16 protein-coding genes are annotated in these 16,542 nt (G+C 39.0%); 15 read left to right on the top strand and 1 reads right to left on the bottom strand.

The window, feature by feature from the left end; genetic code table 11:
• Nucleotides 1-399 precede the first annotated feature (399 nt).
• Complete coding sequence (locus MKX41_RS07245) at nt 400-1,842, top strand: ABC transporter ATP-binding protein (protein ID WP_340969302.1); 1,443 nt, start codon at nt 400-402, stop codon at nt 1,840-1,842.
• Nucleotides 1,843-1,856: 14 nt separating this feature from the next.
• Nucleotides 1,857-3,599 (top strand): ABC transporter ATP-binding protein, encoded by a 1,743-nt coding sequence (locus MKX41_RS07250; protein WP_340969304.1) that lies wholly within the window; start codon nt 1,857-1,859, stop codon nt 3,597-3,599.
• 44 nt (nt 3,600-3,643) lie between these two features.
• On the opposite strand, the gene MKX41_RS07255 is transcribed toward MKX41_RS07250, so the two are convergent.
• Nucleotides 3,644-4,540, bottom strand: a complete 897-nt coding sequence (locus MKX41_RS07255; RefSeq protein WP_340969305.1) for a LysR family transcriptional regulator — start codon at nt 4,538-4,540, stop codon at nt 3,644-3,646.
• 133 nt (nt 4,541-4,673) lie between these two features.
• On the opposite strand from MKX41_RS07255, the gene MKX41_RS07260 reads away from it, so the two are divergent.
• The 13 genes from MKX41_RS07260 (at nt 4,674) to MKX41_RS07320 (ending at nt 16,505) form a co-directional block, all read left to right on the top strand.
• Nucleotides 4,674-5,897 (top strand): MFS transporter, encoded by a 1,224-nt coding sequence (locus tag MKX41_RS07260; RefSeq protein ID WP_339271134.1) that lies wholly within the window; start codon nt 4,674-4,676, stop codon nt 5,895-5,897.
• Nucleotides 5,898-5,954: 57 nt separating this feature from the next.
• A complete protein-coding gene (locus MKX41_RS07265) occupies nt 5,955-6,356 on the top strand; it encodes an NUDIX hydrolase (protein WP_340969306.1) in 402 nt (133 codons plus the stop codon).
• 190 nt (nt 6,357-6,546) lie between these two features.
• Nucleotides 6,547-6,972 carry a DMT family transporter gene (locus MKX41_RS07270; RefSeq protein ID WP_076285787.1) on the top strand — a complete coding sequence of 142 codons (426 nt, stop codon included), beginning with the start codon at nt 6,547-6,549 and terminating at the stop codon, nt 6,970-6,972.
• A 38-nt stretch (nt 6,973-7,010) separates the two neighbouring features.
• Nucleotides 7,011-7,469 carry a DMT family transporter gene (locus MKX41_RS07275; RefSeq protein WP_042187996.1) on the top strand — a complete coding sequence of 153 codons (459 nt, stop codon included), beginning with the start codon at nt 7,011-7,013 and terminating at the stop codon, nt 7,467-7,469.
• Nucleotides 7,470-7,590: 121 nt separating this feature from the next.
• Nucleotides 7,591-7,908 (top strand): iron-sulfur cluster biosynthesis family protein, encoded by a 318-nt coding sequence (locus MKX41_RS07280; RefSeq protein WP_339803708.1) that lies wholly within the window; start codon nt 7,591-7,593, stop codon nt 7,906-7,908.
• A gap of 164 nt (nt 7,909-8,072) precedes the next feature.
• Nucleotides 8,073-8,420, top strand: a complete 348-nt coding sequence (locus MKX41_RS07285; protein ID WP_371916540.1) for a PadR family transcriptional regulator — start codon at nt 8,073-8,075, stop codon at nt 8,418-8,420.
• Nucleotides 8,401-9,612: a DUF2812 domain-containing protein gene (locus MKX41_RS07290; protein WP_340969307.1), complete on the top strand. Its 1,212-nt coding sequence runs from the start codon at nt 8,401-8,403 to the stop codon at nt 9,610-9,612. The genes MKX41_RS07285 and MKX41_RS07290 overlap by 20 nt, the downstream gene beginning before the upstream one ends.
• 14 nt (nt 9,613-9,626) lie before the next feature.
• Nucleotides 9,627-10,373, top strand: a complete 747-nt coding sequence (locus MKX41_RS07295) for a class I SAM-dependent methyltransferase (protein WP_340969308.1) — start codon at nt 9,627-9,629, stop codon at nt 10,371-10,373.
• Nucleotides 10,374-10,469: 96 nt separating this feature from the next.
• Nucleotides 10,470-11,270, top strand: a complete 801-nt coding sequence (locus MKX41_RS07300; protein WP_340969309.1) for a GNAT family N-acetyltransferase — start codon at nt 10,470-10,472, stop codon at nt 11,268-11,270.
• A 169-nt stretch (nt 11,271-11,439) separates the two neighbouring features.
• The gene (locus MKX41_RS07305; RefSeq protein WP_340969311.1) at nt 11,440-12,123 is read left to right on the top strand and encodes a response regulator transcription factor; all 684 of its coding nucleotides are present in this window, start codon (nt 11,440-11,442) and stop codon (nt 12,121-12,123) included.
• 1 nt (nt 12,124) lies between these two features.
• On the top strand, nt 12,125-13,126 hold the full coding sequence (locus MKX41_RS07310) for a sensor histidine kinase (protein WP_340969312.1): 1,002 nt from the start codon (nt 12,125-12,127) through the stop codon (nt 13,124-13,126).
• Between the two features lie 95 nt (nt 13,127-13,221).
• The gene (locus MKX41_RS07315; RefSeq protein WP_042127549.1) at nt 13,222-13,905 is read left to right on the top strand and encodes an ABC transporter ATP-binding protein; all 684 of its coding nucleotides are present in this window, start codon (nt 13,222-13,224) and stop codon (nt 13,903-13,905) included.
• On the top strand, nt 13,902-16,505 hold the full coding sequence (locus MKX41_RS07320) for an ABC transporter permease (protein ID WP_340969315.1): 2,604 nt from the start codon (nt 13,902-13,904) through the stop codon (nt 16,503-16,505). Before MKX41_RS07315 ends, MKX41_RS07320 begins: the two co-directional genes overlap by 4 nt.
• Nucleotides 16,506-16,542: the final 37 nt, after the last annotated feature.

A 16,542-nucleotide genomic window follows, 5' to 3' on the forward strand; every position in this document is an offset into this window, starting at 1 on the left:
AAAATATCTCTTCCAATTATAAACATTAAACGTTATAATCGGTTTCCACGTCTAAACAATGAAAGTGTTTACAGAATGGAATACACTTATAAGGAGAGATGCTGCCTGCCTGACTTTCTCTATGTTGTAAAACTATTATATGTGAAAGACAGAAGAAACTCACTTTTATATTTTATCACTAACTTACTGAGTGCCCCAATCCTTTTTGCAGAATTATTCACAACGAAATATGTGGTTGACCTCATTCAGAACTTCAATCCTAACACCTACCAACATATCTTGTTATTAGTAAGTTTGCTTATGGTAATGTTATATCTCGCTGGCCTTAATAGTTCTCTTCGAGCCATTGCTATCACCAATTTAACATCCACCAGTATATATGAACTGGAACATAGCATTTTGGAAAAGACTTCCAAATTATCTACGGCACTTATGGAGGCCCCCGCTACAAAAACTAAAAGAGAAAAAGCAAAACGACTTTCCTTGATTGATCTGTTAGACCAATGGACAGGTGTGACAGTTCACCTAATAACACTAGTTGTGTTAATGGTTGTCTTATCTGTTTATGGCTTCTATATTCTGGCTTTGATTATTTTAGGGGTGCAGATTCTACAGCTTTATCTTATGAAGCGAATGTCACAGAAAGTAGAATCCATTTCAGCGAATCAAACCTCCTCTGTGCGAATGATCAACTATTTAGTCGATTTGTTGATAAACAGAAATTCCATTCCGGAAGTAAGAATGTACAGAATGTCCTCCTTTTTGTTTTCCTCAATGAAAGAGAGCTTTACGAATAACTTCAAACAAATGCACCGTAAGGTTATTTATTCTGAAACCCTCAACTTCTCCCAAAGCTTAATCATGATCTTATTAAATGGGACTACGATTGCCATTCTAGCGATTACGATCGGAAGTAGCGGACAGAGTGCTGGGCTTTTTGTGTTATTACTTCAGATATCCAGTCAATTATTTATCGTTATTCCTGCATTAACAGTTTACGCGGACTTAGCGAAGAGTCGTTTACGGTACGAGGATTATACGTCTTATTTAGATTTGGAAGAGCAGGTGCTTAGAGATCAGGAGGTGAATTCCAACAGGAACACCGATCCGATGAAGGTCCAAATTCATCAGCTGTTTTTTAGATATCCGACCAACGCTAAGAACACCCTGAGTAATATAAACATGACCATTCATCCAGGTGAACGAATTGCTTTTGTAGGTGAGAATGGTTCGGGTAAATCTACGCTTGTTAAGTTGATCTTAGGGTTGTATCCTGCAACAGCTGGAAACATCCAGTGGTTTAAAGGTGAGAATGAAGTCTTAGCGCATAACGTGACACAGGATACCAGAGTTGTTTTTCAGGATTTCATTAAGTTACAAAGACCAATTAGAGAAAACATTGCATTAGGTAATATGGCTACTATTCATGACGATTCAAGATTATTAGCCGCGATGAAAAAAGCAGAAGCCGATAATTATGGTGTTCGATTGGATACTTTAGTAGGTCCTCAGTTTGGAGGGATAGATTTGTCTGGGGGACAATGGCAAAGACTAGCGATTGCTCGAGCCTATCTCAATGACGGCGCTCTTATGATTTTTGATGAGCCGACTGCTGCCCTGGATCCTTATGCGGAACAACAGGCGTTCGATACCTTTATGAAATTAGGAGAGCAGCGGACCTCCATTATTGTGACTCACCGGCTGTATATATCCAAATTCGTCGATAGAATTTTTCTGTTTGAGCATGGAGAAATCGTGGAAAGTGGAACGCATGAAGAATTAATGAGGGTTGATGGTAAATACAAAAAGATGTTTAATCGCCAGTCCTCTTTATATGTATAAGAAAGGAGAAATTCATGCTGAAGTCTGACATCACTAATCTTGTAATGATACTCGTGAGAATGTTTAGAAAAAGTCCGATGATCTCAACAATCACTATCATAGTCCCTATAATCAGTGGTTTATTAACTTTTTATTCTTACGCTGTCCAAGTGAATATCATTAACGGTGTGGCTCGCGGTGTTATGACGCTGCTCCCTATTCTATGGTTTGTTGTGATTCATGGCGTACAAGCTTGTTCATTAAGCATAACCAACATGATGAAGAATCGAATGAATGCGGAACTAACCCTCGCTTTTCAATCCGAATTGATAGATATTGCAAACCGGGTTGATTTTGAGGATTTTGATGATGAAGAGTTTGGAAATAAACTGCAAAGAGCTAAAAAGGTAGTTGGAGAAGATTTAGAGGGGATTACAGGTTTTTTGGTATCGAGTGTAGGAATTATCTCAGGACTAATAAGCATCATCTGGTTGTCGGCGACAAGTGGTTATTTCTTGGTCACATTCGTGGTAGCACTTATGATCGTGACTACCTTATCCATTCGATTATTTACGGAAATTAAAGTGAGAAGAACAGGAAGAGAACTCACCTTCGATGGAAGAATGGGAGACTATCTTGCTAACACTTTGGAAGACCCTAATGCGATTCGAGAAATGCGAATTTATAATTCCATCTCTTATTTTACAAATCTCTGGGCAATGCTTATGAAGAAGCAGCATAATAAAAGATTTAGCGCCAGAAAATTCGAGATCAAAACAGGGATGGTCGTGGCTATGGTCCAGACGAGTGCTATCTTTGTAGTTCTAGTGTACCTGTTAAACAAAATGGGGGAGTCTAATACAGTTACAATTGGAACAATTTCGGTGTTATTTCTGGCGCTGTTATCGAGTGGTGGTAAAATTATGAGTTTGACCTGGCCATTAAGCAAGCTTTACATCAGCAGCAGCAAATTATATGACTTAAATGAAGTACTTACATATAAGAACAGTGATTTTCGCAAAAATAACATAAATAATTCGACTGATTCTATGCTCCCAATTACCGTTTCAAATGTCTATTTTAAATACGCCAAATCGAACAAGAATGTCTTATCTAACATCAATATGACCATAGAGCCGGGTGAGAAAATAGCGATCGTCGGGGAAAATGGAGCAGGGAAATCTACGTTGATTAAAATGTTATTAGGTCAATATAGACCAAGCTCCGGAACGATTTGCTGGAAGGATCATTTAGAACCTCACGGTAAGGTGTCCGTTGTATTTCAGAATGCTGTGAAGTTTGAACTGACACTAAGAGAAAATATCCTATTGGGCGATGCGAATACACCTTCGGATGATGCTAAAATACTAAGGGTTCTAGAACAATGTGAGCTGATAGATTTGCTCCATGAATTAGGCGGATTAGATGTGAATTTGGGGCAAATAGTAGAAGGAAGCAGGCAGCTATCAGGGGGACAATGGCAAAAGCTGGCGATTGCGCGCGCGTTATACAATGATGCTGAGCTTATAGTATTCGATGAACCTACTTCTGCAATTGACCCGAATGCCGAGATGGAGATCTATACGAAATTATTAGAAATCTGCCAAGATAAAGCAGCTATTTTTATTTCACATCGCTTGGGTTGGGCGAAGAATGTTGATACGATCTATGTTATGTATCATGGAGAAATTGCTGAAGTAGGAGATCATCAAGACTTAGTACATCACAATGGCATTTATGCAAACATGTACGCTTTACAATCCTCTTGGTATAAGTAGCTTATTAGATGTGATTACGGTTGATATAAGATGGCATATTCTCCTTAACTATACTCATGAGGTTTACTAAAAAAATCCACAACAAATTTCTGAAATTGTATAGCCGCTTGTGATAAAAAGTGTTTTCTGCTCCAAGCGATGCCAAAAGTGCGCTGACAAAGCGGATCGGTTATTTTCAATTGAACGATTTCTGTGTTTTTACTTCTCCTGCTTAAGGCTAAAGGGAGAGTAAAGGTGATACCCAGCCCCATCTCAACTAAGGTTTGAACGGCACTTACTTCTTCGAGTTCGAAAGCAATTAGCGGTTCAAATCCAGCTTGACGGCAAAATGCATCTGTAATTTCACGGAAATTAGATCTAGAAGACAAAGAAATGAAATTCTCACCAGCAGCTTCAATCAAAGAAATACTCTCGCGATTGGCAAAACGATGATTCTTAGGCACACTTAAACATAATTCCTCTTCTGCTAAGGTAAACCATTCGATGTCTGGTCCGGTGACAGGTGTCGAAGATATGCAAAAATCAATCACCGCACTCTCCAGATCGTTTCTCATTTCTAATGCTGAGCCAAGCTGACGCTGAATGATCCGAACGTGCGGGTGAAGGGTAAGAAACTCTTTTAGTAAAGTGGGCAATACATACGGTAGTGTTACTGCTATAGATATTACTCCATGTTCAAGTCCAGCCATATCCGTGAGCTCATGCTGACCTTCATCCAGTTCCAGAAATGCTTGCTCCACACGACGAAGATATGTTTTTCCGAATTCGTTCAATTTTAAATTTCTGCCTTGGCGTTCGAATAAGGGAACACCTAAGGTTTTCTCTAAACGTTGGATGGAATTGCTAAGTGAGGGTTGAGATACATTTAATTCTTTGGCGGCATTAGTCATGTGCTCAAGACGAGCAACTACACGGAAATATTGAAGCTGAAGGAATTCCATAACATTGACCTCTCTTTATTCATAACTCTAATGTGATATATCCATCATATAATATGTATTTTACTTAATTAATTTTCGGTCCTATACTATTGTAACATATAAAAAGATTTAGGTAGGATGGAGAGAGTCTGCTGTGATTAGAGAGAAGATATGGACCCGGAATTTTATTGTTGTTTGTTTGAGTAGTTTTTTTATGTTTCTGACCTTTTACATTCTGGCGACTGCATTCCCGTTATACGTGAAGGAAAGCTTGCACGGGAATCAGCAGCAAATGGGGTTAGCCATTACCATCTATGTCCTCGGAGGTGTATTGATCCGTCCTTTTTCAGGACAATGGGTTGATAAATTCGGTAAAAAGAAAATGGCGGTTATTGGGCTGGTCTTATTTCTACTCGCCTGTATAGGATACTTCGGAGCTAATGGAATTGTATTGTTTCTGGTGATTCGTTTCATTCACGGTATGAGTTATGCGGTTGCCTCGACAGCGACAAGTACAATAGCTTCCACGTTAATCCCTTTCTCACGCCAAGGAGAAGGTATCGGTTATTTCAGTATGTTTATGAGCATTGCGATGGTCATTGGACCAGCTTTGGGTCTTTTTCTATGGAAAGATGAGAACATTCATGTATTGCTGTTAGGTGTATGTGTGATTGCTGCGCTTTCGCTGTTATTCACATTAGGCGTTCGTATGCCCAAAGAAGAGAAGGATACGGTTAAAGAAGCCGTTAAGGAACCTGTGAAGATGCGAAAGGGTCTTCGCTGGAGTGACGTCATTGAACCCAAAGCACTGCCCATCTCGCTTGTCGGATTTACGCTTGCGTTCTCCTATAGTTCTTTATCTGGTTTTATCGCTTCTTTTACAAAAGAAATTAACCAATCACAGCTTACCGGTTATTTTTTTGTGGCCTTTGCGATTATGATTGTGCTGTTTCGACCGCTAATCGGTAAAGTATTCGATAAATATAATGAACATATTCTCATTTATCCCGGAATTCTGATCTTCGCTGTAGGTCTGCTTAGCTTAAGTCAAGCTAAATCCGGATTCATGTTGATGTTCTCAGGCATCATTATGGGGGTTGGGTATGGCGCACTTATGCCATGCTTTCAGACGCTTGCACTTAAATTAGCCGATAAAGAACGTAGAGGAAGCGCCAATGGAACCTTTTTCTTGTTATTTGATTTGGGGTATGGAGCGGGTTCTTATATTATGGGTGTAGTTGCTTCTTATACAGATTACCGTATGATGTACGAAGTTGCAGGGTTCGTGACGCTTATCTCAGTTGCTGTATACTATTTGCTTCATCACCTACCTCAATCTAAGCTTCGCGTTCAAAAATCTAAAGCTGACGTTGCATAAATGTATACGTTCAGCTGTATGATATAATTGTTGAAAAAAAGGCATGGGGAGAACAATATGACTACAATCATTGATAAAATCGCCTGGATTCATATCGAGAATGGGCAAGTCTTATGTGCGCGTTCCAAAGGGAAAGATATGTATTATTTACCGGGAGGAAAAAGAGAAGCCGGAGAAACAGACGAAGAGACGCTCGTGCGCGAAATCGAGGAAGAGATTTCTGTTCAGATCAAGACAGAGACTGTTTCTTATTTTGGAACGTTTGAGGCAGAAGCTCATGGGAAAGCAGAGGGTGTTACAGTCAAAATGACCTGTTATATTGCGGATTATGAAGGGACATTAATGCCAGCGTCCGAAATCGAGGAATTATCTTGGTTAAGCTATAAGGATCGGGATCGCGTGTCTGTTGTTACCCGAATTATTTTTGATCAATTGCATGAGAAGAATTTGCTCTCATAATCAACCATATACAGCATTTGAAGTCCGTTTTAAGCCAGCAAGTTGGCTTGAGACGGTCTTTTTATTTCTACGAGCCAAAGGTCGTTGTTGGGCGATAGCAACGTTTCTTCTCATTAAGGACAGATGTCCTTTTTTAAACCCTTGAATTGCTATTTAATATGGAAGAGATCGAAGTTGAGGAGAGAGAGAAATGAGAGGAATTATATTTGCATTTTTAGCGGGGGCTTGTATTACGCTACAGGGCGTGTCGAATGCTCGAATTAGTCAAGATATCGGGACTTGGCAGGCAGCGACAATTACACAGTTAACAGGGTTCATCATGTCCTTCCTAATTCTTTTGTTCGTTAGAGATGGGAAAAGGGGAGGCTTTAAGCAAGTAAAACCCTTATATTTGATCGGTGGCGCTTTTGCGGCTGTTATTATTTTTAGTGAAGTAACGGCCATTCAGCAAATTGGTGTTACGTTTACGATATCCTCATTGTTGATTGCTCAGCTATGTCTGACGTTCTTAATTGATATTAAAGGCTGGTTTGGAATGGAAAAGAGAAAAATGAGACTGCCGCAGTTCATCGGCATCGGGTTGATGATCGTTGGCGTAGTGATACTGAAATTTTAATGGCCTTGCGTAAAGTCGATAAATGGAGGAGTTAAGTTATGATTATTGGTTTGATTTTAGCGCTTATCGCGGGATCACTAGTGAGTCTGCAAAATATATTTAATACAAAAGTTAATGAAAAGGTTGGATCTTGGGCCACGACAACTTTAGTGTTAGGGATGGGATTCCTAGCTTCATTTATCATGAGTCTTATCGTTGAAGGAAACCGTATATTTACTTTGAGAAATATGGAGCCTTGGTATTGGATCAGTGGTTTGATCGGGGTTGGGGTAGTAATATGCCTTGTGCAAGGTACTAAGCGGTTGGGCCCTACGTATGCGATTTCGATCGTATTAATCTCTCAGCTTGGGTTTGCACTGCTCTGGGATTCACTAGGCTGGTTAGGGCTTGAAAAGGTTCCTTTTACTTGGAAGCAGTTGGTCGGAGTGATTGTTATTGTTGGAGGTATTCTCGTGTTTAAGCTAGGTGGTGAACGGGAGACGCAGAAGGCGGTTTAATTTATGCTCAGACTCATGTTTGTCAAAATAGAAGTGATGGCACTCACACCAGGATGGAAGAAAATCAAATTATACTTTGGGAAAGTAATAGCTCGATTATAAATAAGGAGTAGATCATCCTATGTTCATACAATTGAACTCCCAAACTATTGAAAAGTTAGAAAAAAGCCTTGGTGAACGACCAGGATATTTTAAATTATTCTTCGATACAGAGGGCTGTGGTTGTAATGGCGTGATCGTTATTCAGGTCATTAGTGTACCTCATGCTACAGATATTGAAGTTCAGAAAGAGCCTTTTACTTTTTTTGTTGACCGGCAACAGGAGTCTTTATTTGATGAACAAATGCGACTTGAAGCAGATGAGAATTACCCGTCATTCCGATTAAGTAGTGATTCGAGTCTGTTAGGAAGTAATATTCGTGTAAAAGATATTCGTTAGGCAGGTTGGAGCAGTTAAATGTAGAGTGTGTAGAATGGCTGATGAAGCGATTCTACACACTTTTTTTATTTTTTTCGAGCATTAATATTGTAGACTATGTCACGACGTGATATAGTCACGTTAAGACATATTTAAATGCGACGTATAAATAAAGGGAGCTGGGCATGTTGAACCCTGAGAAAGTATTGAAGAAATACGTACCCATGACTGAAACGGCATTCTATATTCTTTTATCCTTAGATGAACCACGTCATGGATATGGAATAGTGAAGCATGTGGAGAAAATCACGAAAGCACGTCTTTTGTTAGGTTCAGGTACAGTTTATGGCACGTTAACGAAGATGCAAAAAGATGGGATGATTACTGTTTTTGCTGATGAAGAGAGAAAAACAGTTTATGAAAGAACAGACATAGGGATGCTAATTCTTGCTACGGAGATTAATAGGCTTAAAGAGCTACATGAGAATGCTACAAAATATGGAGGTGACATAGATGATTATCAAAATATTTAGACCCCTTTGGAGTTATGATGTTCAGAAAACTGAAGAATGGTTAGCTTCTATGGCGCAAAAAGGCTACGTACTTATCCGAATCAACCGTTTAAATAGATATTTTTACTTTCAGCAGGGCGAACCGAAAGCAGCAAACTATCGAATCGTATTCGATAAAGTTCCAAACCAATCCCTCTCTAAGGGTCTATTAAATTTCGGATGGACGAAGGTGTTACAGAGCGGCAAATGGGTTGTGACGATGAATCGGCTGCCTTTAGAACAGATTAGAGCTCTCCCTGATCGAGAGGGAATCGTAAAGCATAACAAGAAGATCATGTATATTTTTATGGGGATATTGATTTATTTAATGGTTGCATTACTCAATATAATTTTAATAAGCACGATAGCATTGAGTGTTTCCAAGTCTGGTCATTTTAATGTCTTCAACGGACCTTATGGTTTTATTCCCGCTACTGCATTAGGGCTTAGCATTATCTTATGCATTTTCACCGTATATTCGCTGATCACATTAAACAAGACGAACCAAAGATTAACAGAAGAATTCATACAACCAAACAAGCAAAATGGTCAGGGGACATCCCCTCTGAAAGACAGGCTAAGTAAGAATGAAGAGAAGCGTTTGAAAAGTTCAGGTCAACTTGTTATGAAGTGGAAGCTTGGATGGATGTATTCGCCGGATCGACTTGAAGAGTGGCTAGAGGGAATGGAAGAAAAGGGATATAATCTGTACAGCGTTGGCAAAACAGGAACTGCCTTTTATTTTAAAAAAGGGAAGCCTCGTAAGATGTGTTATTGTGCGGACTTACAAAATATTGCTGATACCAATTACTTCAACATTCATACGGATTCTGGCTGGGTATGTCTGTATAAATCGAGTTCATGGAGTCAGAAATGGGTTTTATGGGGCCAAGAATATGTACCAGGTAAAGTCAAACCGCAAATATACAGCGATAAGTTAAATCAGTTGAAACTAGCTAGACGTATAGCTTTAACGTATTCTGCTATGTTCTTACCCCTCACTATTTTATATATGTATATCATTGGTTTAAATGTAAGATTATCTTCTTATTCTAACCTGGATCGATTGCAGATCATAAATATGATCTTGTACGCCATATTAATTCTAATGTTTGGCTCATATGTTACTCGCACTTGGCTATATTACAACCGGCTTCGTAAACATCATCAATAATATCGTGGAGGTGTATGATGCAACAGAACATTTATGACAACCCTGAGTTTTTTCAAATGTATAAGAACTTAAGGGAGTCAAGAATTACATACAATGACTTTATTGAACAACCTGCGATAAGAGGTTTGCTTCCTGTCCTACAAGATTTAAATGTTCTCGATCTGGGTTGTGGTTTTGGAGAACAGGCGAACTATATGATTGATAACCATGCATCAAAGGTAACAGGTGTAGATATATCAGAGAAGATGTTAGCTATGGCAAGGAAACGACCAGAGATCCATTATATACAGGGCTCTATGGAAGAAATCGAATTTAATCGAAATGAATTTGATTTGGTAGTAAGTTCGTTAGCTTTTCATTATGTCGAGGATTATAAAACACTCATTAGTAGGATTTCAAAGTGGATTAAACCAAATGGATACCTAGTATTTTCAACAGAACATCCTGTTGTTTTATCAAATAAGATTCAAAGTGGGTGGGTTAAAGATTCCAATCATAATATCCTACATTGGCCTATTGATAATTATGGAGAAGAAGGTTTCAGATCACAGTTTTGGGGAATCGATGGTGTCATAAAATACCACAGAAAACTTTCAACATTACTTAATACTTTGATCCAAAATGGACTGACTGTTGAAGAAATTGTTGAACCTGAATCCAACCTTGAGGGTCTTGAGAAGATGCCCAAATTAATAAATGAAAGAAGGAGACCTTCATTTTTAATAATTAAGGCTAGAAAAACAGTTATACGTGGACAGTAATTTTCAGTTATGAATGAACTTTACCAACCGATGAAGGACGATTACTTTATACTTATGTATACAGCATTTTGCAATGATAATAAGGGGAGTGTTTGTATGCATGAAATACCTCATGAGGATTATTATAAAGTGAAGCCACTACTTCATGGAGAGCATATCCATCCCGAAATTCTCTCTGTGATTGAAGGCAATAATCCTGGTTGGATCTTTGTCGATCAACTTACAGCACCAAAGAGTGCGTTAGTATGGAGTCAGGGGATTGAAGGGTTTTATCTTATTGGCGATCACACCAATCAAGCCTTTATCCATGCACTGGACAGTTATGTAACAGATCATATTGTACCTAGAATGAAGGAACTCGGGATGGAACATTTCGAAGTTTCTGGTCAACATGATGAATGGAATCTGGAATTGATGTTTCCTTCTAGGAAGCTATATCCTTTTGAACAGATGGTGTTCAAGTTACTTCACAAGCCGCCTACGACGCTGACTAATGGGATTAGAACTATAAATCTTAAAATGCTGGATTGGGAGAACTCAGATCTAAAGAATATAGAATTTGTACATGAAAATATTGATTTATTCTGGTCATCGAAAGAAGACTTTGCTGAAAAAGGCTACGGATATGCTGCAGTTGAGGGATCTGAAATTATGGGGGTGTGTTATTCTAGTTTTGTTACACAGGATACACACGCAATCGGAATTGAAACCCTTCCTAAATATCAGAAACAAGGAGTGGGGACACATTTAGCGACGCTAGTAGTTGAAGATGTGCTTGCCAATGGCTTTATTCCTTACTGGGATTGTTCACTAGATAATGAAGCTTCGAAAAAATCGGCACTACGGCTAGGGTTTCAGCAGATACATCAATATAAGTGTGGTGCTTTTGCAATATAATCCTTTTAGAGACGTCTATTCCATGGAGTAGACGTTTTTATTATATTTACCGTGGAGTTGTAAATACTTTAATATGAATTGTAATTTGGTATAACTCTATAATTATGAGAGAATGATCATCGGAACGAATAGAACGATTGAATATATTATAAGGTTAGGATGATCATCCATGAAAATTTTTCTTGTCGAGGACGATAGAACGATAGCATCAGGACTAGAATATTCATTACAGCAGGATCATTTTGAAACCCTTCTATGTTATGACGCCACCTCAGCCAAAGCGATGTTATCTGAGCGGTTATCAGAGCTCACCTTATGCATCTTTGATCTCTCACTGCCGGATGGCAGCGGTTATGAATTGTGCAAGATCGTGAAAGCGCAAAGTGATATACCGGTAATTTTTTTAACGGCGATTGATGATGAGGTCAACGTGGTGATGGGACTCGATATGGGGGCAGATGATTACATAACTAAGCCTTTTCGGATTCGGGAGCTGCTATCGCGGATTAAATCCGTCTTAAGGAGATATAACAAGCAGGCTCAGACCCAATCCAATATCGAATTAGAGAATATACGGATTAACACGCTTGAAGGAAAGGTTTATAAGAACGGCGATGAAGTGCTATTGACCGCATTAGAATATCGATTATTACTGATCTTTGCTAACCATGTTGGTCAGGTTCTCTCAAGAAATCAATTGTTAGAACGGATTTGGGATGTGGCAGGTGAATTCGTGAACGACAATACATTATCGGTTTACATAAAAAGACTTAGGGAAAAGTTAGAAGATAACCCCCAAGAACCAACACTGATTAAAACAGTTCGAGGGTTGGGTTACAAGGTTGGTGATTAGGATGCTTCGTAATAGAGAATTTAGATGGTTATTGTTTACGATGTGCTTGATCAGTCTTGTGGCTACAGCGGTGGCGACATTTATATCGTTAGAGGCGGTAGGGCTCACAGCTGGGACTTCAGCTTTGCTTATAGCTTGCAGTGTATTGTTTACCCGTTGGAGATATGGTGAAATTGAAAAGCTCTCAGGGTATCTACGCCAAATCAGTAGTGGGAATTATTCGCTCGATGTTCGTGATAATCAGGAAGGTGAGCTTAGTATCCTGAAGAATGACATTTATAAAGTGACGCTGATGTTATCCGAGCAGAGTGCGCAATTACAAGAAGATAAAATGAAGCTCACCAATGCGATTTCGGATATCTCTCATCAGCTCAAAACCCCGCTTACTTCCATGACTGTGATGGCAGATTTATTAAGTGATCCTGAGCTGCACACTGAGAAGAGAATGGAGTTTACCCGGAAAATTACGATCCAACTCGAACGAATTGGCTGGCTAGTCTCCTCTTTATTAAAGTTCTCCAAGATCGATGCAGGAACCATTCATTTTAAAAAAGATCTTGTTCTGGTGAACAAGCTAGTTCAAAAATCTTTGGAGCCCATGTTAATTCCAATGGATATTAAAGAACAACGGATCTTGATTGATGGAGATGATAGCACCACATTTACGGGCGATCTCAATTGGACAACTGAGGCGATCATTAATATTCTGAAAAACTGTGTAGAGCACACACCTGCTGGGGGAGAAATTTCGATTTCTTTTGCAGAAAATGCACTGTTTACGGAAATTTTCATTACAGATAACGGCAAAGGAATCCCAAAGGCAGAGCTCCCCTATATCTTCAAACGATTCTATAAAGGTAAGAATGCAAGCGAAGATAGTGTAGGGATTGGACTTGCCTTGGCACAAAGCATTATCACAGGACAAAACGGAACGATCGATGTGAAGAGTGAAGTGGGAAAGGGTTCACAATTTCAGATCAAATTTTATAAGCAAGTCATTTAGCACATATGGCTTAGTGACTAGAATGTCACTTTAGAGTCACTTGATAGTCATTGTAGACAGATATACTGATCTCATCAACAAATGGAGGTCTAACAATGGACATTTTAAAGATTGAACATCTGTCTAAAACATATGGAAAAGGCGAAACAGCGGTAAAGGCACTGGATGATGTATCTTTTTCGATTAAAAAAGGGGAATTCGTAGCGATTATCGGGCCATCTGGCTCCGGGAAATCGACCATTCTGCACTTATTAGGCGGAGTGGATAGACCGACAAGCGGCAAAGTATTCGTAGATAACACGGATATTTATGAATTGAATGAAACACAACTGGCGATCTTTAGACGCAGACAAATTGGGCTGATTTATCAATTCTATAATCTTATACCGGTCTTAACGGTCGAAGAGAACATCACACTTCCTTTACTCCTTGATCAGCACAAGGTAGATAAGAAACAATTTGCAGATACTGTAAAGGCGTTAAATTTGGAGAATCGCTTAAACCATCTCCCGAATCAGCTCTCAGGCGGGCAACAACAGCGGGTCTCTATTGGCAGAGCGTTAATTAGTAATCCTGCAATCATGCTGGCAGATGAGCCAACCGGTAATCTGGATAGTAAGAACAGTGGTGAAATTATAGATTTATTAAAAATGTTTAATAAAACTTATAATCAAACACTGATTGTCATTACTCATGATGAACGGATTGCATTACAAGCGGATAGAGTGATTACCATTGAAGATGGAAGGATCGCCAAAGATGAGGTGATTCGTCCGTGAATATCGTAAATAAATTAACGCTTAGACATTTGAAGCAAAATAAACGAAGAACATTGGTTACTATCATTGGAGTCATCATTTCTGTGACTATGGTGACGGCTGTGGCAACGCTTGGTTTTTCATTTATGGAATTAATGAGGAAGCAGAGTATCTCAACAAATGGAGAATGGCATGTCCAATATAGAAATGTTACTAAAGCTCAGCTTAAAGCGATAGAAACAGATGATGCGACAAAAGCCCTAGTGATCTCCAACGATCGTGGCTACGCCCCTTTAGAGGGTGGGAAGAATGAGAATAAACCCTATTGGTATATTAAGGAATATAATGCAGCTGGTTTTAAACAATTTCCGATAGAACTGCTGGAAGGTAGACTTCCAAAGACAAACCACGAAGTAGTCATTTCTGAGGAGATTGCAAAGAATGCAAAAGTCACTTATAAGATTGGTGAAACTTTAACTCTCGATGTCGGAGAGCGAGTCACTAGGGATGATAAAAATAGTGGGCAGCCCTTATCTCAGAACGAACGATTACGGACTGAAGAGGATATCCTGCTTGAAAAGATTATTCATAAAAAACCAATGAACTATACGATTGTGGGAGTGATAAAGCGTCCTACTTGGGAACCAACATGGTCTCCGGGTTATACTGCCTTAAGTTATGTGGATGAAAGCTTGATTGGAGCAGCCGAAAAAGTTACAGCGACAGTTGTGTTAAACAAGGTGGATAGCTCCATATACAAGCATGCAGAGGAATTGGCAAAAGAAAACAATATTGTGTCGATTTCTTATAATAATAGTCTGCTGCGCTATTATGGTGTGACGAATAACGATGGCTTACGTAATGCACTTCTTTCATTGTCAGTCATCGTTATGACTGTGATTATCATTGGCTCTGTTTCTTTAATCTATAATGCATTCGCGATTTCTGTCTCGGAACGTGCACGTCATTTAGGAATGCTCTCTAGCGTAGGTGCTACAAAGAGGCAGAAGCAGAATTCGGTGTTTTTTGAAGGAATGATCATCGGTTTAATTAGCATCCCTATTGGGATCCTTTGCGGAATTGCAGGAATCGGGATCACTTTTATGTTCATCAATACAATGATTCAAGATGTACTAGGGATAACTGAAAAATTAACATTGGTTGTTACACCTCTGTCCCTATTCACCGCTTGTGTTGTTTCGATACTGACGATTTTTATATCCACCTATCTTCCAGCCAGAAAAGCTTCAAAGATTTCGGCAATTGATGCGATCAGACAAACAACCGATGTTAAGCTCTCTGGTAAAGCGGTGAAAACTTCCAAGTTCGTTCGCAATTTGTTTGGAATTGAAGCAGAAATTGGTTTGAAGAATTTAAAGAGAAATAAACGCAGGTACCAAGCAACCGTGTTCTCCCTTGTCATTAGTATTGTTCTGTTTTTATCCGTATCTTCGTTCACTACGAATATGAGAAAGTCGGTAGAACTCTCACAGGATGGTTTGAACTATGATATTCAAGTTTATATGGGGACTGAGGACGCTCAAAAAGTAGATCGGCTGACGAAATCGATCTCTGTCTTACCTAATATAACTGAATATAACGTGGTCAGGGAACTAAGCTTGAGTTCATGGATTGATGAAAAAGATATGGCAAAAGAATTGCAAGAAATCGTGGAGAAGGATAGCAGTATTTTAAAGAACGGGAAATATCCTTACTACATTCAGATCCATGCACTAAATGAACAGAGCTTGAGAACCTATGCAGAATCGGTCGGTGTAAGTTATGAACAATTAACAGATCTCAATCAGATGTCTGCTATTGTGAATGATACCGTCACCTTTGAGGATGAGAACGCCAAAAAAATTATTGAGACCAAAGCTCTTCATTCGGAAATCGGTCAGAAGCTTGATTTAATTTATACGGATTGGAACACAGAGAAAGAGACGAAATTACCACCAGTAGAAATCGTCGCATTAACTGATAAACGCCCTATGGGTGTTCATTCAGCACAAGTTGGTGGATTAAACATCATTGTCTCTGACCAAGTCTTCGATCAATTAACAAATGATACGATGAGTAACGATATACAAAGCCGACTAAACCTGAACAGCTCTGATCCATTAGCGACACAACAAGCCATTGAAGAGATGAAAGAGCGGAATGTCTATGTTCAAAATGTGTTTCAAAATAGACAAAATAGTGAGCAGATGATCATGTTAATGTCTATTTTTACCTATGGTTTTATTGCTTTGATTACATTAATATCGATTGCGAATATTTTCAATACGATATCAACTAGCATATCACTTCGTAAAAGAGAGTTTGCGATGTTGAAGTCTGTAGGGATGACGCCAAACGGTTTTAATAAAATGATTAATTATGAAAGTATCTTCTATGGGATAAAATCACTACTTTACGGGCTTCCGATTAGCATAGTCGTGATGTACTTGATTTATAGATCCATGATGAGTAGTTTCTCCTATGGATTCGCACTTCCGTGGATGAGTATCTTGTATGTCATAGTCACTGTATTTATCATCGTTAGCTCAGCTATGCTGTACTCCAGTTCAAAAGTGAAGAAGGAAAATATTATTGATGCTTTAAAACAGGAGAATATATAAGGATTAGCCGCGATAATCGCGGCTTATTTGACTTTTC

This window comes from Paenibacillus sp. FSL R5-0475, from assembly GCF_038004585.1.
Classification (GTDB): Bacteria; Bacillota; Bacilli; order Paenibacillales; family Paenibacillaceae; genus Paenibacillus_AQ.

Coding starts and splice junctions, on each gene's coding strand:
- MKX41_RS07270 (WP_076285787.1), top strand. CDS start 6,547: ATGAGAGGAATTATATTTGCATTTTTAGCGGGGGCTTGTATTACGCTA.
- MKX41_RS07275 (WP_042187996.1), top strand. CDS start 7,011: ATGATTATTGGTTTGATTTTAGCGCTTATCGCGGGATCACTAGTGAGT.
- MKX41_RS07295 (WP_340969308.1), top strand. CDS start 9,627: ATGATGCAACAGAACATTTATGACAACCCTGAGTTTTTTCAAATGTAT.
- MKX41_RS07315 (WP_042127549.1), top strand. CDS start 13,222: ATGGACATTTTAAAGATTGAACATCTGTCTAAAACATATGGAAAAGGC.
- MKX41_RS07310 (WP_340969312.1), top strand. CDS start 12,125: ATGCTTCGTAATAGAGAATTTAGATGGTTATTGTTTACGATGTGCTTG.
- MKX41_RS07280 (WP_339803708.1), top strand. CDS start 7,591: ATGTTCATACAATTGAACTCCCAAACTATTGAAAAGTTAGAAAAAAGC.
- MKX41_RS07290 (WP_340969307.1), top strand. CDS start 8,401: ATGATTATCAAAATATTTAGACCCCTTTGGAGTTATGATGTTCAGAAA.
- MKX41_RS07255 (WP_340969305.1), bottom strand. CDS start 4,540: ATGGAATTCCTTCAGCTTCAATATTTCCGTGTAGTTGCTCGTCTTGAG.
- MKX41_RS07250 (WP_340969304.1), top strand. CDS start 1,857: ATGCTGAAGTCTGACATCACTAATCTTGTAATGATACTCGTGAGAATG.
- MKX41_RS07285 (WP_371916540.1), top strand. CDS start 8,073: ATGTTGAACCCTGAGAAAGTATTGAAGAAATACGTACCCATGACTGAA.
- MKX41_RS07305 (WP_340969311.1), top strand. CDS start 11,440: ATGAAAATTTTTCTTGTCGAGGACGATAGAACGATAGCATCAGGACTA.
- MKX41_RS07300 (WP_340969309.1), top strand. CDS start 10,470: ATGCATGAAATACCTCATGAGGATTATTATAAAGTGAAGCCACTACTT.
- MKX41_RS07265 (WP_340969306.1), top strand. CDS start 5,955: ATGACTACAATCATTGATAAAATCGCCTGGATTCATATCGAGAATGGG.